The sequence below is a fragment of the Herbaspirillum sp. Her3 genome (assembly GCF_057961275.1).
Map to the genome: position 1 here is coordinate 4,798,361 of NZ_CM176328.1, position 19,529 is coordinate 4,817,889.

General features: G+C 63.5%; 14 protein-coding genes and 1 tRNA gene. 9 read left to right on the top strand and 6 right to left on the bottom strand.

The window, feature by feature from the left end; all coding sequences use genetic code 11:
• The first annotated feature begins 29 nt into the window (after positions 1 to 29).
• Both ACVC5H_RS21830 and ACVC5H_RS21835 read left to right on the top strand, forming a co-directional pair.
• Positions 30 to 620: a response regulator transcription factor gene (locus ACVC5H_RS21830; protein ID WP_489619821.1), complete on the top strand. Its 591-nt coding sequence runs from the start codon at positions 30 to 32 to the stop codon at positions 618 to 620.
• Complete coding sequence (locus ACVC5H_RS21835) at positions 621 to 1,511, top strand: AEC family transporter (protein ID WP_489619822.1); 891 nt, start codon at positions 621 to 623, stop codon at positions 1,509 to 1,511.
• A 10-nt stretch (positions 1,512 to 1,521) separates the two neighbouring features.
• On the opposite strand, the gene queG is transcribed toward ACVC5H_RS21835, so the two are convergent.
• Positions 1,522 to 2,652: a tRNA epoxyqueuosine(34) reductase QueG gene (queG, locus tag ACVC5H_RS21840; RefSeq protein ID WP_489619823.1), complete on the bottom strand. Its 1,131-nt coding sequence runs from the start codon at positions 2,650 to 2,652 to the stop codon at positions 1,522 to 1,524.
• 46 nt (positions 2,653 to 2,698) lie between these two features.
• Here queG and tsaE point away from each other — a divergent pair, with 46 nt between their 5' ends.
• Complete coding sequence (tsaE, locus tag ACVC5H_RS21845) at positions 2,699 to 3,205, top strand: tRNA (adenosine(37)-N6)-threonylcarbamoyltransferase complex ATPase subunit type 1 TsaE (protein WP_489619824.1); 507 nt, start codon at positions 2,699 to 2,701, stop codon at positions 3,203 to 3,205.
• Entirely contained in the window at positions 3,169 to 4,530 is a 1,362-nt protein-coding gene (locus tag ACVC5H_RS21850; protein ID WP_489619825.1) for an N-acetylmuramoyl-L-alanine amidase, read from the top strand. Before tsaE ends, ACVC5H_RS21850 begins: the two co-directional genes overlap by 37 nt.
• Before the next feature lie 91 nt (positions 4,531 to 4,621).
• Here the strand turns inward: ACVC5H_RS21850 and ACVC5H_RS21855 are convergent, their stop codons facing one another.
• Positions 4,622 to 5,284, bottom strand: coding sequence for a VTT domain-containing protein (locus ACVC5H_RS21855; protein WP_489619826.1), 663 nt, complete (start codon positions 5,282 to 5,284; stop codon positions 4,622 to 4,624).
• Between the two features lie 503 nt (positions 5,285 to 5,787).
• On the opposite strand from ACVC5H_RS21855, the gene ACVC5H_RS21860 reads away from it, so the two are divergent.
• From ACVC5H_RS21860 to ACVC5H_RS21880, 5 genes are all read left to right on the top strand, one after another.
• Positions 5,788 to 8,808 (top strand): sensor domain-containing protein, encoded by a 3,021-nt coding sequence (locus ACVC5H_RS21860; RefSeq protein ID WP_489619827.1) that lies wholly within the window; start codon positions 5,788 to 5,790, stop codon positions 8,806 to 8,808.
• Positions 8,809 to 9,253: 445 nt separating this feature from the next.
• Positions 9,254 to 11,227, top strand: a complete 1,974-nt coding sequence (locus ACVC5H_RS21865) for a methyl-accepting chemotaxis protein (RefSeq protein WP_489619828.1) — start codon at positions 9,254 to 9,256, stop codon at positions 11,225 to 11,227.
• A 130-nt stretch (positions 11,228 to 11,357) separates the two neighbouring features.
• Positions 11,358 to 13,310, top strand: coding sequence for a DNA mismatch repair endonuclease MutL (mutL, locus tag ACVC5H_RS21870; RefSeq protein ID WP_489619829.1), 1,953 nt, complete (start codon positions 11,358 to 11,360; stop codon positions 13,308 to 13,310).
• A gap of 11 nt (positions 13,311 to 13,321) precedes the next feature.
• A complete protein-coding gene (gene miaA / locus ACVC5H_RS21875) occupies positions 13,322 to 14,278 on the top strand; it encodes a tRNA (adenosine(37)-N6)-dimethylallyltransferase MiaA (RefSeq protein WP_489619830.1) in 957 nt (318 codons plus the stop codon).
• A 91-nt stretch (positions 14,279 to 14,369) separates the two neighbouring features.
• Positions 14,370 to 14,446 (top strand) — tRNA-Met (locus tag ACVC5H_RS21880).
• A 152-nt stretch (positions 14,447 to 14,598) separates the two neighbouring features.
• Here ACVC5H_RS21880 and ACVC5H_RS21885 read toward each other — a convergent pair.
• The 4 genes from ACVC5H_RS21885 to ACVC5H_RS21900 form a co-directional block, all read right to left on the bottom strand.
• Positions 14,599 to 15,444 (bottom strand): hypothetical protein, encoded by an 846-nt coding sequence (locus tag ACVC5H_RS21885; RefSeq protein WP_489619831.1) that lies wholly within the window; start codon positions 15,442 to 15,444, stop codon positions 14,599 to 14,601.
• A gap of 190 nt (positions 15,445 to 15,634) precedes the next feature.
• Entirely contained in the window at positions 15,635 to 16,825 is a 1,191-nt protein-coding gene (locus ACVC5H_RS21890; RefSeq protein WP_489619832.1) for an AGE family epimerase/isomerase, read from the bottom strand.
• A 26-nt stretch (positions 16,826 to 16,851) separates the two neighbouring features.
• Complete coding sequence (locus ACVC5H_RS21895) at positions 16,852 to 17,868, bottom strand: ABC transporter permease subunit (RefSeq protein ID WP_489619833.1); 1,017 nt, start codon at positions 17,866 to 17,868, stop codon at positions 16,852 to 16,854.
• Between the two features lie 2 nt (positions 17,869 to 17,870).
• Positions 17,871 to 19,463, bottom strand: coding sequence for a sugar ABC transporter ATP-binding protein (locus ACVC5H_RS21900; RefSeq protein ID WP_489619834.1), 1,593 nt, complete (start codon positions 19,461 to 19,463; stop codon positions 17,871 to 17,873).
• Positions 19,464 to 19,529 lie beyond the last annotated feature (66 nt).

Here is a 19,529-nt window from a genome sequence, read left to right on the forward strand (position 1 = left end):
CCCATTCTGGAATCCCGCCCTGCACACCGATGCTGCACATAGTCGACGACGAAGAAATCATCCGCGATTCGCTGACCTGGCTGGCGCGCTCGCGCAACATCGCCGCCACCGGCTATGAAAGCGGCGCGGCCGTGCTGGGCGCGCTGGCCCATGCCAACGGCATCGATGCCGAGGGCGAATGCCTGCTGCTGGACGTGCGCATGCCCGGCACCAGCGGCGTGGCGCTGTTCAATGAACTGAAGACGCGGGGCCTGCTGCACCGGCGTCCGGTGATCTTCCTCACCGGACATGGCGACGTGCCCATGGCCGTGGATATGCTGAAAAACGGCGCCTTCGATTTCTTCGAGAAACCCTTCAACGACAACCAGCTGATGGACCGCGTGCTGGAAGCGCTGGAAAATTCGCGCGCAGGCGGTGCCGAAGATGCCGTGCAAAGCCGCCTGACGGCGCTCTCGGCACGTGAACGCGAGGTGCTGGACCTGATCCTGGCCGGCAAGATGAACAAGGTCATTGCCGATGAGCTGGGCATCAGCATGCGCACCGTGGAAGTCCATCGCGCCCATATCTTCGACAAGATGAACGTCAAGACCGCCGTCGAGCTGGCGCGGCTGCTCAAATAAGTGGAAATCCTCAACCTCCTGCTGCCGGACTTCAGCCTCATTGCGCTGGGCGTGCTGGTCTATCGCCTCTCCGGGTGGGGTGACGAATTCTGGGCCGGCATGGAAAAGCTGGTCTACTTCATCCTCTTCCCTGCCCTGCTGTTCTATTCCACCGCACGGTTGAAGGTCGACCTGTCCGTCACGGGCGGCATGGTCGGCACGGGCGTGGCCGCCCTGGTGACGGGCATCGCACTGACCTGGCTGGGCAAGCCCCTGCTGCGTGCCACGCCCATGACCTATGAATCGGGCATGCAATGTGCCTATCGATTCAATTCTTATATCGCCCTGGCGCTGGCTACCCGCATGGCCGGCGAAGAAGGCGCGGGCTTGATGGCCATCCTGCTGGGCTTTGGCGTGCCCCTGTGCAATATCGCGGCAGTCCACGCGCTGGCCGCGAAAAACGGCAACCTGCTGCGCGAGCTGGCCCGCAATCCCTTGCTGGTGGCGACCGCTGGCGGCCTGACGTTTTCTGCACTGGGGCTGCATCTGCCCGAAGCGGCCAGCGTGGTGCTCTCGCGCCTGGGTGCGGCCTCCATTGCGCTGGGCCTGCTGATGGTCGGGGCCGGATTGCGCCTGTCAGGCCTCAAGGAGAGCAAGCCGGTGGTGGGCTGGTTCCTCTTCATCAAGCTCTGCGCGGTGCCGCTGGCGGCTTACCTGATCGGCATGCGGCTGCAACTGCCGCCGCTGCAATGGCGCATCGTGGTGCTGTTCTGCAGCCTGCCCACGGCCTCCAGCGCCTACATCCTGGCCGCGCGCATGGGCGGCAATGGTCCCTTCACGGCCTTCCTCATTTCCATCGGCACGCTGCTCTCGGCGCTGACCATTCCGGTCTGGCTGGCGCTGGTGCATTGAGCCTTCCGCGTTAGGCGACACCGTGCCGCGCCAGTGCCCATCGCACATGCTCGGCCACCAGCGGCGAGGGATGCGCCAGGCGCGCCCGCAGGGCGGCCACGATGGCGGCATCGCCCCGGTGCGACGCCGAATCGGCCGCATTGCCCAGCCCCACGGCCAGGTTGCGCAGCCAGCGTTCGTGGCCGATGCGGCGGATGGCGCTGCCTTCGGTGTTTTTCAGGAATGCTTCTTCGCTCCAGCCGAACAGGTCGACCAGGCTGGCGCTATCGAGCCCGTGGCGCGGGTCGAAGTCGGGCAGGCTGGCACGCTGGGCGAACTTGTTCCAGGGGCAGTACAACTGGCAGTCGTCGCAGCCGTAGATGCGGTTGCCGATCAGCGGGCGCAGGTCTTCGGGGATACTGCCCTTGAGTTCGATGGTGAGGTAGGAAATGCAGCGCCGCGCATCCAGTTCGTAAGGCGCGACGATGGCGCCGGTCGGGCAGGCCGTGATGCAGGCGCTGCACTGGCCGCAGTGCGGTGTGACCGGTTCATCCACCGGCAGCGGCAGGTCGGTCAGCATCTCGCCCAGGAAGAACATCGACCCGGCCTCCCGGTGCAGCAGCAGCGTATGCTTGCCGCGCCAGCCCAGCCCGGCCTTCTCGGCCAGTGCCACTTCCATGACCGGGGCCGAATCGGTGAAGACGCGGTAACCGAAAGGGCCGGTCTGGCCCTCGATGCGGGTGGCCAGTTGCTGCAGGCGGGCGCGCAAGACCTTGTGGTAATCCCGTCCGCGCGCATAGATCGAGACCTGGGCCGCGGCCGGATCGGCGCTGCGCGCTTCTTCGCGGGCGCGCCAGTCGGCCTGGTCCGGATCGTCGGCGGCCGGCAGGTAAGGCATGCGTACGCTGACCACGCGTACCGTACCCGGCACCAGTTCGGCCGGGCGCGCGCGTTTCATGCCATGGCTTGCCATATAATCCATCTCGCCGTGATAACCCTTGTCCAGCCAGGCCTGGAAGCCCGCCTCACGGTGCGCCAGGTCGACGTCGGCGATACGCACCTCGGCGAACCCCAGCTCGCGGCCCCAGGTCTTGATGGTCGCGGCCAGTGCCGCCAGGTAGGCGGGGTCGGCGAGATCGGCAGACGTGGCGAGATCGGACATGCGGCATTGAACCTTGAAACTTGTACTTTGTAACGAGCCATCCCGGATGACCCAGAACAGCATGAACCTGCAGCGACTCCACCTCCACCTGCCCGACGAAGCCGCCACCGCGCGCCTGGGCGCCGACCTGGCGCAGGTGCTGGCGCCGGGCCTGGCGATCTACCTGCACGGCGACCTGGGAGCGGGCAAGACCGCGCTCACCCGCGCCCTGCTGCATGCGGCGGGCTACCAGGGGCGGGTCAAGAGCCCGACCTACACGCTGGCGGAGCCCTATGAAGTTTCCTTCGCAGGCCGCATGGTAACAGTCATCCACTTCGATCTGTACCGCATGGCCAGCCCGGAGGAATTTCTTGACGCCGGTTTTCGTGAACATTTCAACGAAAACTCCGTCTGTATCGTCGAATGGCCCGAAAAGGGTCATCCGGTGTTGCCGCCACCGGACATACACGTCAACCTGTCGCTTGCAGGGGACGGTCGTGATGTAGAATTGCGTGCGTTGTCCGACAAGGGTCATCAATGCCTCGCTCGACTGAAATTCGCTCCCAATCTGTGAAGTCCAAAACCCGCCGCACCATCTTGAAAGCCGGCGGCGCGCTGTTCGTCTCCGTCGTCACGCCCCTGCCCGCCATGGCCTCGCAGATCCTGGCCGTGCGCGTCTGGCCGTCCGACGACTACACCCGCGTCACGCTGGAAAACGACAGCGACCTCAAGGTCACGCACTTCGTGGTCAAGAACCCGGATCGCCTGGTGGTGGACATCGAGGGCATCGACCTGAACAGCACCCTGAAGGACCTGGTGGCCAAGATCCAGCCCAACGACCCGTACATCAAGCAGGTGCGCGTGGGCCAGAACCGGCCCGGCGTGGTGCGCCTGGTGTTCGACCTGAAGGACGAGATCAAGCCGCAGGTCTTCACCCTGGCGCCGGTGGGCGAGTACAAGTACCGCTTCGTCATCGACCTCTATCCGACCAATCCGCAAGACCCCATCGCCGCCCTGATCCAGAAGGGCGACTGGAACAAGGAAACTCCCGCCAGCCCGCCGCTGGCGCAGGCCCCGGCGTCCCCGTCCAAACCCGATCCGGCGCCGCTGGCCGAGATCAAGCCGCAGCCGGAAGACAAGACCGAGCGCAATCCCAAGGCGGTGCCGGATGATCCGCGCATGCAGATGACGCGCATGATTACCATCGCGCTGGACCCCGGCCACGGGGGTGAAGACCCCGGCGCCACCGGCGCGCGCGGCAACCACGAGAAGGACGTGGTGCTCTCCATCGCCCGGCGCTTGAAACGCAAGATCGAGCAGCACCCCAACATGCGCGTCATGCTTACCCGCGACGCCGACTTCTTCGTGCCGCTGGGCCAGCGCGTGGTCAAGGCGCGCAAGGTGCAGGCCGACCTGTTCGTCTCCATCCACGCGGATGCCTTCGTGCAGCCGACCGCACGCGGCTCCTCGGTGTTCGCCCTGTCGGAGAAGGGCGCCAGCTCCACGGCGGCGCGCTGGCTGGCCAACAAGGAAAACTCGGCCGACCTGATCGGCGGGGTCAACATCAAGACCCATGACCGCCAGCTGGCCAGCGTCCTGCTGGACCTCTCCACCACGGCGCAGATCAACGACAGCCTGCGCGTGGGCAATGCGGTCCTGAAGGAGATCGGCGGCATCAACAAGCTGCACAAGGGTGCGGTGGAACAGGCCGGCTTTGCCGTGCTGAAGGCCCCCGACATCCCCAGCATCCTGATCGAGACCGCCTTCATCTCCAACCCGGAAGAAGAAGCCAAGCTCACCGACGAGCGCTACCAGGAGCAGATGGCCGATGCCATCCTGACCGGCATCCGCAACTACTTCGCCAAGAATCCGCCACTGGCCAAGAACAGGATGACCTGAGCCCCCGGGTATCGGCGCACTCCGGCCTGCAGGCAAGAAAAAACCCGGCGCTGTTCCCAGCCCGGGTTTTTCTTTTGGGACGCCCAGGGCATCAGGCGTTGCTGACCTTGCGCTTGCCGCGCAGCTTGCGCCAGAGCTGCCACAGCACGCCCAGCAGGATAGGGACGACGGCGCCGACCATGCCGCAGAGGACCAGCGTATTGAGGTTCTTCTGGACCACCGGGATATTGCCGAACAGGTAGCCCAGTACCACCAGTCCCACCACCCACAGCAAGGCACCCAGCACGTTGAACAGCTGGAAGCGCGCAAAGCTCATGGCCGAGACCCCGGCGATGAAGGGTGCGAAGGTGCGCACGATGGGCGTGAAGCGGGCAATCACGATGGTCTTGCCGCCGTGTTTTTCGTAGAAGGCGTGGGTCTTGCGCAGGGCGTCCGGATTGAGCCAGCGGTAATGGTGGGTATAGACACGCTGCCCGACCCAGCCGCCGATCCAGTAGTTGAGCGTATTGCCGCCCACCGCCGCCGCCACCAGCAGACCCGTCAGCAGCCAGATGTCCATGGCCCCCGTGGCACAGAAGGTGCCGGCGATGAAGAGCAGCGAGTCGCCCGGCAGGAAGGGCAGCACCACCAGCCCCGTCTCACAGAACACGATCAGGAACAGCACTGCATAAATCAGCGAGCCGTACTGCTCGATGAGAACCCCCAGATATTTGTCCACGTGCACCAGCACGTCCAGCAACTGCAGATAATCCATAAAGCCCAATCGTTGGTGATTCATGAAGGCCCGGGCTCCCCATTGCCACGTGGCCGGATATTTTCCTTCTGCAATGCAGCCGGAGAAACATCGTGCAGGCCGGGCGAGCTCCCGCACCTGCGCAGGCATCATACAACACTCCCCCCGGCCCGACTCAAGAAGCCCGGCCGCCGGCCGATAAAAAGCCCGGGGGAGGCGCAAAAAGACGATCCTCACGCAAACTCGCAAGCCTGTTGCATCGCGCCGCAAACCGCCCTGCACGATAAGCACAACTGGAAAGATTTGGCATATGATCAAAGCCAGTTCCTTCAGTTTTCACGGCACAAATATGCATGGCGGCGCATGTTTTGCGTCTTCCGGCATAGGGTGCCACCGCGCCGGGGCAGGCGATACGGGGCTGACGGGACAGGGTAAGGAGCCGCAGGGGAACCGGGGCAATTGCCACTCCGCACTGCATGAGGCAAGACGCGTCAGGCGTCATTACCGGCCAGAGGGGGCGCTGTATGGGGAGCCAGGAGTCATTCGTGGGCCAGTTCGATCATCCGTCGCAGCCGCAAGGTGATCAGCAGCGGCAGCACGAGGCAGAGCGCGAAGCGCTGATGGGCGCCTTGTGGCGTTCCATGGCCATTCTCGAATTCGCCGCCGATGGCACGATCCTCGACGCCAACGACAATTTCCTCGCCATGCTGGGTTACCAGCGCCATGAAGTGGTGGGCCAGCATCACCGCATGCTGTGCGATCCCTTCTATGCCGAGACCGAGGATTACCAGCGCTTCTGGCAGCACCTTTACCAGGGCGAGGTGATCTCCGGCACCCTGCAGCGGCGCCGCATCGATGGCACCACCGTCTGGCTGGAAGCGCTGTGCAGTCCGGTCCTGGACGCCAGCGGCCAGTTGCTCAAGGTGATCTCGGTGGCGGCCGACATCAGTGCCCACATTGACGAATCGCACCACAGCAACAATGTGCTGACCGCCCTGAACCGCTCGCTGGGCGTGGTCGAGCTCTCGCCACAAGGCCTGATCCTGGCCGCCAACCGCAACTACCTCAAGACCATGGAATACCTGGCCGAAGACCTGATCGGCCAGCCCCACAGCGTATTGTGCTCTGCCGACTACGCCGCCAGCGAGGAGTACGCGGCCTTCTGGCGCGACGTCTGCAACGGCCGTTTCTTCTCCGGCCGCTTCCCGCGCCGCACCCGCAGCGGCCGCACGATCTGGTGGGAAGCTACCTACTCGCCCCTGCTCAATCCCCATGGCAAGGCCGAGCGGGTGATCTGCATCGGCAACGACGTGACCTACCGGGTTACCCGCGAAAAGAGCGACCGAGAACATCTGCATCTGCTCTCGCTGGGCATCAACGAGACCGACAATGCGGTGCTCATCACCGACGAGCAGAACCGCATCGTCTTCCACAACACCGGTTTTACCCGCATGCTGGGCTTCCAGAGCCAGCAGGTCATCGGCAAGCAACCGCGCGAGCTGTTTGCCAGCCACCCGAGCTTCGTCAAGTCCATCGAGCGCTGCCACGGAGAGCTGCTGCAAGGGCACAGCTTCCATACCGAAGAACTGATCCACGATCTGCATGAGCAGCCGGTATGGATCTCGGCGGTGGTCAATCCCATCCTCGACATGGAACGCAAGCTCATCAATGCCGTCTGCGTGATGACCGACATCACCAATACCAAGGTCCACGAAGTCTTGCAGTACCGCGTACTCAATGCCATGGCACGCGATTCTTCCCTGCCCGAGCAGATGAACCTGCTGTGCGAGGAAATCGAACGGGTCGCCCCCGAGGTGATCGCCTCGGTGCTCAGCGTGGACGAGCAAGGACGCCTGCATACCCTGGCCGCGCCCAGCCTGCCGGAGGCCTACACGCGCGCCATCGAGGGCCTGCAGATCGGCCCGCTGGTAGGCTCCTGCGGCAGCGCCGCCTATACCGGCCAGAGCGTGATCGCCGAAGAGATCGCCACCGATCCGCGCTGGGCCGAATTCAAGGAGCTGGCCCTGGGCCACGGTTTGCAGGCCTGCTGGTCAACTCCGATCAAGTCGGCCGACGGCAAGGTCATCGGCACCTTCGGCTTCTACTATCGGCGCCCGCGCCAGCCCAGCGCCTTCCACCACCTGCTGGTGGACGCCGGCCTGCACCTGTGTGCCCTGGCCATCGAACGCGAAGCCTCGCGCGCGCGCATCCATCAACTGGCCTTTTATGATTCGCTCACCGGCCTGCCCAATCGCAGCCTCCTGCTGGTACAGGCCGGCCAGGCCATCGCCTCGGCCGACCGCAATGGCAGCACGGTGGCGGTGATGTTCATCGACCTGGACCGCTTCAAGCAGGTCAACGATTCGCTGGGTCACCAGGCCGGCGACGAACTGCTGCGCACGGTGGCCACGCGCCTGCAGTCGCAGGCGCGGCGCTCGGACATCGTGGGGCGGCTCTCGGGTGATGAATTCGTGGTGGTGCTGACCCAATACAACACTGAACACCTGACCGAGGTGGTCAAGCGTATCCAGGAGCGTCTGGCCATGCCCTGCCACATCAACGGCACGCCCCTGAACCCCTCGGCCAGCATCGGCGTGGCGATCTTCCCCGACAACGGCCACGATATCGAGACCCTGCTGCATCGCGCCGACATCGCCATGTACCAGGCCAAGGCCGTCAACCGTGGCCGTTTCAGCTTCTTCAGCGAAGAGATGAACAGCCTCGCCCAGGAACGCCTGGCCCTGGAAAGTGCCCTGCGCGACGCCTTGCGGGGCGGCCTTTTCGAGCTGCACTTCCAGCCGCAGATCAGGCTGCACGATCACAGCCTGCATGGGGTGGAAGCGCTGGCACGCTGGCATGACCCACAGCTGGGCCAGATCTCGCCGGGCCGCTTCATCCCGATTGCCGAGGAATGCGGCCTGATCGGCGAACTGGGCAAGTGGGCGCTGGAAGAAGCTTGCTTCCAGCTGTCGGACTGGCGCCGGCGCGGCATTCAGGTGCCATCGATGTCGGTGAACCTGTCGGCCACCAATTTCCACGATCTCGACCTGCCGCAGTTCGTTACCGGACTGCTGCGCCGCTACAGCCTGGCACCAACCGACCTCACCCTGGAAATCACCGAGACCGTGCTCATGGACACCAACCCCAGCACCAGCCAGACCATCTCCGCCGTGCATGCGCTGGGGATCCCGCTGGCCATGGATGACTTCGGCACCGGCTATTCCAGCCTCGGCTACCTGCGCAAGCTGCCGGTCTCCGAACTCAAGCTGGACCAGAGCTTCGTGCGCGACATGGCCAAGGACGAGGCGGTCAGCGCCTTGACCAACGCCGTCATCCGCATCGGCGAAAGCCTCAAGCTGGTCGTGGTGGCCGAAGGCGTCGAGGATGCCGACCAGTACGAGCTGCTCAAGAGCCAGGGCTGCGATGTGGCGCAGGGCTATTATTTTTCGCGGCCGATGTCGGCCGATCAACTGGAAAAGTGGGTGCGCAATTACCGCGCCGATGCGCCTGCGCCTGCAGGAACACAGGCCGCAAAGGAAAGTTGAAACGCCGGAAAAGCCGTGATGGCGGCACGACAAGGGATGTCATGCCGAAAGAGCACTTTCTCGCTGGAAAAACAACAGCACAGTTAGATGTGGGCGCAAACATTCGAAGTATTTTGATCTGTCGCAAATTCCTGACGATATACTGACCACCTTCTCCGCAAGTACCGTGATGTCAGCACCGACGTTGGACCTCCCCGAAGGCGGCCCCTGACGTCGGTGACCACGTTGCATTGCCTTTTGGGCAAGCCGGTGCAGCACGCCACCCTCTGGCCTGCCTGTCATCGGTTCGAAGGTACCGTGCTGCAGGACTTTCCGGACGCTGGAAACACAGAGGGAAAACGATGGCGAATTGAATGTGCAGGCAGCAAGCACCGTCGCTCCCCGGATGGTTTCTGGTTCGGCATTTGCATTTCCACCCCCTTAATCTTCAAAAACAAGAATAGCCATGGCTAATGAATTGTCCGGTGCGCGCGGCGCATCCCTTTTTCATCGTTCGGTCGGTGCAAAACTGACTGCCATGACGGTCGCCCTGGTGGGTGTCGTCTTCGTGATCGCCCTGATGCTGATCACCTACTCCGCCTCGCGCATGGTGGAAACCCGCTCCATCGAACAGATGGGCAATGATGCGCGCGGCGTGGCCAACATGGTCGGCATCTTCGACCGCTCCGTGAACAGCCAGGTGGACCGCTTCTCCACCATGTTCGACAAGGAATTCGGCAAGCTGGCGCTGGATGAAGGCCGCACCGTGCAGATTGGCGAGCGTGCCACGCCGGTGCTGTCCAACGACGGCCGCGAGCTGAACCTGGATTTCACCATTCCCGATCGCTTCACCGCCCACACCGGCGTGACCGCCACCATCTTCGCCAAGACGGGTGACGACTTCGTGCGCGTGTCCACTTCGGTCAAGAAAGAAAACGGCGAACGCGCCATCGGCACCCTGCTCGACCGAGCCCATCCCGGCTACGCGGCGCTGAAGTCCGACAAGCCCTACAGCGGGCTGGCTACCCTGTTCGGCAAGCAGTACATCACCAAGTACGTACCCATCAAGAACGACGCCGGCCAGGTCATCGCCGCGCTCTACGTGGGCATCGACATCTCGGCCGACGTGAAGGCATTGAAAGACCAGATCAAGTCGCTCAAGATCGGCGAGACCGGCAACTTCTATGCGCTCAACGGCCGCGAAGGCAAGGACCAGGGTGTGATGATCGCCGGCGCCCCGCGCGAGGGCAAGGAAGAAGGCGGCAACCTGATCGAGGCCAAGGACGGCAGCGGCGCTACCTACGTCAAAACCCTGGTGCAGCAGAAGGAAGGCCAGCTGCGCTACACCGGCAGCGACGGCCGCCAGAAGATCGCCGTCTTCACCCACTACGCGCCGTGGAACTGGGTCATCGTCGGTGAGGCTGCAGTGGAGGAGATCACGCACGAAGTCAGTTCCATGCGCAATCTCTACATCGGCCTGGGCCTGGTGTTCCTGGCGGTGCTGGGTGCGATCCTGACGGTGATGATCAACCGCATGGTCACGCGTCCGCTGGATGCGGTGTGCGAGGCGGCCGACCGCATTGCCGGCGGCGACCTCACCACCCGCCTGCACGTGCACAGCAGCGACGAGATCGGCCGCCTGATGGGCGCCTTCAACGGCATCAGCATGGGCCTGTCGGAAGTGGTCTCCAGCGTGCGTGCCGGCACCGAGGAGATCAACACCGCCGCCAGCGAGATCGCGGCCGGCAACCTCAATCTCTCCTCGCGCACCGAGCAGCAAGCTGGCGCGCTGGAAGAAACCGCCTCGGCCATGGAAGAGCTGACCTCGACCGTGAAGCAGAATGCCGCCAACGCCATCCAGGCCGATGAGCTGGCCGGCTCCGCCTCGGACGTGGCCAGCCATGGCGGCGAAGTGGTCGGCCAGGTGGTACAGACCATGGACGCCATCAACAGCTCCTCGCAACGCATCGTCGATATCATCAGCGTGATCGACGGCATCGCCTTCCAGACCAACATCCTGGCCCTGAACGCAGCCGTGGAAGCGGCCCGTGCCGGCGAGCAGGGACGCGGCTTTGCCGTGGTGGCCACCGAAGTGCGCACGCTGGCCCAGCGCAGCGCCTCGGCCGCCAAGGAAATCAAGGAACTGATCGACGCCTCTGTGCAGACCGTGGCCGGTGGCGGGCAGCTGGTGGCCCAGGCCGGCAGCACCATGAACGACGTGGTGGCCAGCGTGCAACGCGTCTCCACCGTCATCAGCGAAATCACCACTGCCAGCCGAGAACAGAGCGAAGGCATCGACCAGATCAACCGCGCCATCGCCCAGATGGATGAAAGCACCCAGCAGAACGCGGCCCTGGTGGAACAGGCGGCAGCCGCAGCACAGTCGCTGCAGCAGCAGGCCGAGCGCCTGGCGGCGGCGGTCAGCACCTTCCGCGTGTAATCGTTTATATCGTTTTCAGGAAGGCATCTGCGCATTGCCCTTCTGAAACCCGATGCAGCAATATCCCCAGAAGCCGCCTCCGGGCGGCTTCGTCACATCCGCCATAAAGCGGCGGCGGTATAATCCCGCCATGAACGCACCGCACTCTTCCCCCGCTTCCGACCCGACCGTGACACCGACCCATCGCCCCATCCAGGCCCTGCCCGATCAGCTGATCTCGCAGATCGCCGCGGGCGAGGTGATTGAACGTCCCTCTGCGGTCGTCAAGGAATTGCTGGAGAACGCACTCGATGCCGGCTCCACCCAGATCACCGTGCGCCTGGAGCAAGGCGGCGTCAAGCGCATCGCCATCACCGACAACGGCCGCGGCATTCCACCTGAGCAATTGCCGCTGGCGCTGGCCCGCCATGCCACGTCCAAGATCGCCTCGCTGACCGACCTGGAGAATGTCTCCACGCTGGGCTTTCGCGGCGAAGCGCTGGCATCGATCGCTTCGGTGGCCCAGCTGACGGTTACCAGTCGCACCGCCGATGCGCCCCATGCATGGGAAATCACCGGCTCCCAATTTGGTACCGTGGCCCCGGCTTCGGGTGCGCAAGGCACCACCATCGACGTGCAGGACCTGTATTTCAACACGCCCGCGCGGCGCAAATTCCTCAAGTCCGAACAGACCGAATACGGCCACTGCGCCGAGGTCGTGCGCCGCATTGCGCTGGCGCGCCCGGACGTGAGCTTTTCACTCTCGCACAACGGCAAGACGGTCGATCACTGGAACGTCGGCGAATTTGCCAAGCGCAGCGCCCACATCCTGGGCGACGAATTCGCCAATGCCCGCCTGCCGCTGGACGAGACCGCCGGCCCCCTGCGCCTGCATGGCTTCGTCGGTCTGCCCACGGCATCGAAGGCGCGCGCCGATGGCCAGTACTTCTACGTCAACGGCCGCTTCGTGCGCGACAAGCTGCTCACCCACGCCGTGCGCGCGGCCTATCAGGACGTGCTGCATGGCGACCGCTATCCGGCCTATGCGCTCTCGCTCACGCTGGACCCGGCGCTGGTGGATGTGAACGTGCATCCGTCCAAGATCGAAGTGCGTTTCCGGGATAGCCGCGCGGTCCACCAGTTCGTCTTCCATGCGGTCTCGCGCACGCTGGCGCAGACCTCCGCCGTCTCCTTCGGCAATCTGCCGCAGCAGCAGGCCGAGACTGCCGAGGGCACACCCGCGCCAGCAAGCGGACCGAATGCACCGCTGCCATGGATGCGCGAACAGAAACAGCAGAGCTTCTCTGCCCAGTTCGCCGAACAACCGCGTCCCTTCTCCTTTGCCGGGCATAGTGGCCAGGGCAGCGGCGGCTTCGGCATCCGCCAGGACCGTGCGGCCTACGGCAACATGTTCCGCAGCGAACCGGCCGCGCAGATGGATGGCGCTACGGGTGCCAGCGGCAACAGCATGCCGGGCAGCATCAGCATCGAGGCATCGGCAGCACCTTTGCCCGAGGGCGACTTCCCGCTCGGCTTCGCGCTGGCGCAACTGCATGGCATCTATGTGCTGGCACAGAACCAGGCGGGCCTGGTGGTGGTGGACATGCATGCCGCGCATGAACGCATCCTCTACGAGCAGCTCAAGAATGCGCTGGATGGCAACGAGATGTTCGTGCAGCCGCTGTTGATTCCAGTCACCTTCTATGCCGATCCGGTCGAGGTGGGCACGGTGGAAGAGCATCAGGAAACGCTGTCGGCGCTGGGCTTCGACATTGCCGTGATGTCGCCCACCACGCTGGCCGTGCGCGCCGTTCCTGCGTTGTTGAAGAACGCCGACGCCCAGACCCTGGCCCGCGACGTGCTGCGCGACGTGCGCGAATACGGCGGCTCGCGCGTGCTGCTGGAGCGCCGCAACGAACTGCTCGGCACCCTGGCCTGCCACACCGCCGTGCGCGCCAACCGCAGCCTGACGCTGCCCGAGATGAATGCGCTGCTGCGCCAGATGGAAGCCACCGAGCGGTCCGACCAGTGCAACCATGGCCGCCCGACCTGGACCCAGATGGGCCTGTCGGATCTGGACAAGCTCTTCCTGCGTGGCCAGTAAGGATAAGTCCGATGACCCAGCGCCTGCCTCTGGCCGTGGCCATCATGGGCCCCACCGCGTCCGGCAAGACGGCCGCCGCGCTGGAGATTGCCCGCCACCTGCCCTGCGAAATCATTTCCGTCGATTCGGCCCTGGTCTATCGCGAGATGGACATCGGCACCGCCAAGCCCAGCCCGGAAGAGCTGGCCGCCGTGCCGCACCACCTGATCGACATCATCGACCCCACCGAGGCGTATTCGGCCATGCAATTCCGCCAGGATGCGCTGCGTCTCACACTGGAGATTGCCGGGCGCGGCAAGCTGCCCTTGTTGGTGGGCGGCACCATGCTCTACTTCAAGGTATTGCGCGATGGCCTGGACGAGCTGCCGCAAGCCGACCCGGCCCTGCGCGCGCAGCTGGACGAAGAAGCCGCCCGCCTGGGCGTGCCGGCCCTGCATGCGCGCCTGGCCACGCTGGACCCGGTGACGGCGGCGCGCCTGAAGCCGACCGACAGCCAGCGCATCCAGCGTGCGCTGGAGATCACGCTGCTGACCGGCCAGCCCATGTCTTCGCTACTGTCGCAGAAGGCGCCGGAGGCGCTGCCCTTCGAGATGCTGCCCTTGGCGCTGGAACCTGCTGATCGTGCGGTCCTGCATGAGCGCATCGCGTTGCGCTTTGACCTGATGCTGCGCGGTGGCGCCCTGGAGCGCGAAGTCACCGCCTTGCGCGCCAGGGGTGACCTGCACCTGGGCTTGCCTTCGATGCGTTGTGTGGGCTATCGCCAGATGTGGGAATACCTGGACGGCAGCATCGACGCCACCGCCCTGCGCGAAAAGGGCATCGCCGCCACCCGCCAGTTGGCCAAGCGCCAGCTTACCTGGCTGCGTTCGATGCCCGAGCGCATCAGCATCGACTGCAACCGCCCGGAGGCGACGGCAGAGGTACTGGCGCGGGTACAGCAGGCGCTGCAGGAGCGGCGCAGCGGATGAGCTGGCGCGCCTGTGGATAAAAATAAGGTGAAATACGGAAAAAGTATTGACAGACGCCTCGCAGACCTCTATAGTCTCGGGCTTGCCTCCTGGTGATATAGCTCAGCTGGTTAGAGCACAGCACTCATAATGCTGGGGTCGGTGGTTCAAGTCCACCTATCACCACCAGATACCCGTCGCTGCATGTGCAATCATGCGTATGCGGCGCCGTCCGAAAAACCCGCCTCTTCGAAAGAAGGGCGGGTTTTTTGTTTTGCACTGCCCTGAAAAAATCAGGGCGATCAAAATTGCAGTGCGCGCATTATGCGCATTTTCTTATGTCATTTCCGCTTCGTTTCGTCGGAAATCTCATCTTCATCTCGACCGACAGTGCGCCGCCATCGCCAAGCCAATCGCCAATCATCGTCAAGACACCACATTCCAGACCACAAGGCCAGCCAGAATTGAATCGAGAGCGATATATTCCTCGTCATTAACCACTCTATCGGTTGCCGAATCGTGCTAACAAGAGTCCGCTGCACAAAGGACTCAGTGGCGTATAAATACGTACCTGAACGCCAGAACCCAAATCGCCAATAGATGGCCAACTCGCTTTTGGCAAACTTAACGACGTCGAGATTCCACATTATTCCCCAGCGCTTGTCCCATTCAGAATTTAAAAGCCAGGTATGTGTCAAGTTTGATCTCAGCGATGTATCTTGTTCAATCGCACTCCCATCTTTAAAACTTAGACGTAAATTGATGATCCTGTACTCATCCCAAGAAAATCGAATTCCGCGGTCATCTGCGTGCAGCAACTCTTGATAAGGAATATTCTGCAGTTTCCACAGCACAGGCTTCTGCGTCAGGTTTCTGACGGAAATGGGCTCTTGAAAACAAACCGCATCAGACTCTGCCTGGAAAACGAACGAGGCGCTATCTATTACGCCGTCTTTAGCGCGCAACGCAATAATGGGAATTCGAGGCTCAGGATCCGCGGCATGCGGTAGATACAACGAATACTCCATATAGTTCGTGCAGTCAGACCAATAAGCACCAAGACAATGGCGCTTGCGCCAAACCCCATGAGAATGCCGATACGTCGGGAGAAACAAGCACTTTGTAGCTTGATCCCACAACCATTTACACCCCTGCCAAACAACTCCAAACGGTACGGAAATAGGCATTCCACCTCCTCTGAGAAATCAAATCTATAGAACCACCCCAAACCGATAGCTATGGACGCGACAGTAGAAGCGAGCCAAACCATCGTATCGCACCATCGTGGAGAAATGGCATACCCCTGAGTCAGAGGCAAAGATTCGTAAATCTAAGACAAGGTATTCCTGATGCACCGTACCTCCTGCGCTCACCCGGTCAATCCCGCAACCCACCAGCCTCCAATACATCCCAGCACGCCCCCATGGTGTGATAGTCCACCTTCCCGGCCGGCGACTTGGTATCTTCCCTCTTGCTCCCATCGGCAGCCAGAATGCGGAACCAGGCCCCATGATGGTGATCCACCATGTGCGCCCAGCTCCACGCCCAGATGGCGTGATACTGCTGCCGGAAAATCTCATCCCCCGTCACCCGCCACAACCGCCACGCACTGGCGAATGACTCGGCCTGGACCCAGAAATATTTGTCCGTGTCATAGGGCTGCCTGTCCGGATCGAAACCATAGATCAGCCCGCCATGCTGCGCATCCCATCCATATCGCCAGGCCGCGTTCTGCAATTCGGCGGCGCGGCTCACATAGGCCGGGCGCGGCTCCTGCGCATGGGCAATCAGCAAGAGCTTGGCCCACTCGGTCTGGTGGCCGGTCTGGAAGCCCCAGGGCTTGAAGATGTTGTCGCGGTTGCCGCGGTTGTAGTCGTGGTCCAGCGACCAGTCCTGGCGGTAATGCTCCCACACCAGATCCTGCGATTGCCGTGCCAGCCCAAAGACGAAGCGCTCGATCAGCAACTGCGCACGTTCCAGATAGACCGTGCGCCCCGTCGCCGCATGGGCGGCCAGGCAGGCTTCGCACATATGCATGTTGGCGTTCTGGCCGCGATAGGCGATCAGTTCGCCGTCCGGCGTGATCTCGTCGGCATAAGCCTGATGGGCGGGCTCGAAGAAAGCCGTCTCCATGCGCTCATAGGCCTGCGCCACCTGCGGCGCATCACACAGGCCAACACGATGCGCATGCGCCATGGCCAACAGCACGAAAGCCTGGCCATAAGCCATCACGGTGCCGTCCTCGATCTGGCCATCACGCAGCGTCCACCCATAGAGACCGGCCAGCGGACCCTGCGCATGGCGGAAGCGCTCCAGATGCGCCAGTGCATGGCGCGCCTGCTCCAGATAGCGCGCCTGCCCGGTATGCAGATAAGCCATGGACTGCGTGAACACCAGGCGCGTGGCGCTGACCAGGTGGCGATGGCTGCGCTCATAGACGCTGCCATCGTCCTTCAGGTAATGGAAGAAGCCACCCTGCGGATCGATGGCATGGCGGTCGTAGAAGGCCAGCGTATCGGCCACGTGCGCCTGCAGGAAGCGGCGGCTTTCGACGTCGGGAAGGGTCATGGTGATTCCGGTCTGCGAAGAGGAAGTCATTGGGAGGCATCCTTCTGGCGCCATTTGTCGAGGATCACGGCCAGCACGATCACCGCGCCCTTGGCCACGTATTGCCAGAACGAGGACAGACCGAGAATGGTCAGCCCGTTGTTCATCACACCGATGATGAGCGCACCGACCACCGTGCCCCAGATCGTGCCTACGCCACCCATGAGGCTGGTGCCACCCAGCACCACGGCGGCAATCGCATCGAGTTCGTAGCCACTGCCCCAGTTGCCGTTGGCGCCATACAAACGGCTGGCCGACATGGCGCCGGCCAGGCCCGAGAACAAGCCGCTGATCGAATACACGAACAACAGCACCAGCCCCACGCGAATGCCGGTCAACCGCGCCGCCTGCAGGTTGCCGCCGATGGCATAGATGTGCATGCCCAGCACGGTCTTGCGCAGGATCACCCAGGACAGCAGCACCACCGCCACGGCCATCCAGATCAGCCAGGGCACGTGCAGGAAGTCGCCGTTGCCGATCCACTCGAAGCTGGGGATGTCATTGTTCAAGACCGTGGTGCCATCGGCCAGCAGATAGGCCGCGCCCCGGAAGGCGGTCATGGTGCCCAGCGTGACCACGAAGGCGTTGATGTTGAGGAAGGCCACCATGGCGCCATTGACCATGCCCATCAGCAAGCCCGAGACGATGAACATCGGAATCGACCAGCCCGGTGCCGCGCTCAGCGACACCTGCATGCCCAGCACCGCCGACACCGCCAGTACCGAGCCGACCGAGAGGTCGATGCCGGCAGTGAGGATGACGAAGGTCATGCCGGCCGCCAGCACCAGGTTGATGGCGACCTGGCGCAGGATGTTCATGGTGTTTTCGGCGGTGGCGAAGTTGGAGCTGCCGTCGCCGCTGAGATAGATCGTCAGCGCATAGAACAGCAGGTACAGCACCACCAGCACCGGCAGCATGCCCAGCCGGTGCAGCAGCCATTGCGAAGCCGTCGAAGAGGAACGCGCAGGGGCGTCGTTGTTGTGCAGAGAAGTTGGGTGAGCCATGACTAAAAGGAATGGGAAGAAGGAGAAGAATGCATCGGCACACGCGCCACGGCAGGCGCAGTTGCGCCACCTGCATGCGCGGCATGCATGCCGGCCGTATCGGTGGCCAGGTGCATGATGGCTTCCTGGGTGATGGCCGCGCCTGCGAGTTCGCCGGTGATGGCGCCCTCGCGCATGACCAGCACGCGGTCGCAGATGCCGATCACTTCCGGCAGCTCGCTGGAGATGACCACCACGGCCACGCCCTGTCCGGCCAGCTTGTGGACAAGTTGATAGATCTCGCTCTTGGCATAGATATCCACACCGCGCGTGGGCTCGTCCAGGATCAACACCTTGGGGGCAATCTCCAGCCAGCGCGCCAGCAGGACCTTCTGCTGGTTGCCACCGGAGAGCTTGCCCACGGCCACGTCAGGATGCGCGACCTTGACGTTCAGGCGCTGGATAGCCCCACGCGCCACGCCATCCAGAGAGCGGCTGCGCACCAGGCCCATGCGGCTATGGCGACCCGCGACGTTCATGGTGGCGTTGGCGCCCACGGCCATCTGCAGGAACAGTCCCTGGCCCTTGCGGTCTTCCGGCACGTAGGCAATGCCTGCGCGCATGGCCGCGCGCGGCTCGTCGATCTGTATGGCCTGCCCCTCCAACAGGAGATGGCCACTGCTGCGCGGATCGGCACCGAAGAGCAACCGCGCCAGCTCGGTACGTCCGGCGCCGACCAGTCCGGCAAAGCCCAGCACCTCGCCCGCACGCACGGTAAAGCTGGAGGGCTTGACCTTGCCACCGGTCAGGTCCTGTACCTGCAAGACCGTCGGCAGCGCGGCCGCCTGTTCGGGGGCCAGGCGGCTGTGCTGGTAGAACTCGCCCAGCGAGCGCCCTACCATCATCTGCACGATGCGTTCGGAATCGATCTCCTCGCGCGCCAGCTCGCCCACGAAACTGCCGTCGCGCAGCACCGTCACGCGGTCAGCCAGGGCATACACCTCGGCCATGCGATGGCTGATGTAGATGATGGCCAGGCCTTCATCGCGCAGGCGCCGCACCACGCCGAAGAGATGTTCGGTCTCGCGTTCGGAGAGCGCCGCCGTCGGTTCATCCATGATGACGATGCGGCTGCGATGCACCAGGGCGCGGGCGATCTCGACCTGCTGCTGCTCGGCAATGGAGAGCCGTCCGGCGCGGTCCGAGGCACGGAAGGCCGCCCCCAGCTGGGCCAGTACGGCATCGGTGCGCTTGCGCATGGCGGCGTGGTCGATCAGGCCCCAGCGTGTACGCAATTCGCTGCCCATGAAGACGTTGGCCGCCACGCTGATGTTGGGCGCCACCGCCAGTTCCTGGTAGATCAGGTTGATGCCGGCGGCGCGGCTGGCGCCGGGGTCGCGCAGCGAGACCGGTTTGCCGTCCAGCAGGATCTGCCCGCTGTCGGGCGCGTGTACGCCGGAGAGCACTTTCATGAGCGTGCTCTTGCCAGCACCGTTCTCGCCCATGAGGGCGTGGATCTCGCCGGGGCGGATGGTCAGATGCATGTCCGACAGCGCGCGCGTGGCCCCGAAGGACTTGCTGATGCCGGTCATCTGGAGAAGAGGAATGGAAGTCATGGCAATCGAAGAAAGCAGCCACCTTGCGGCAAGCTCGTCCCGCAGCAGGGCCATGCCCTGGGCTGC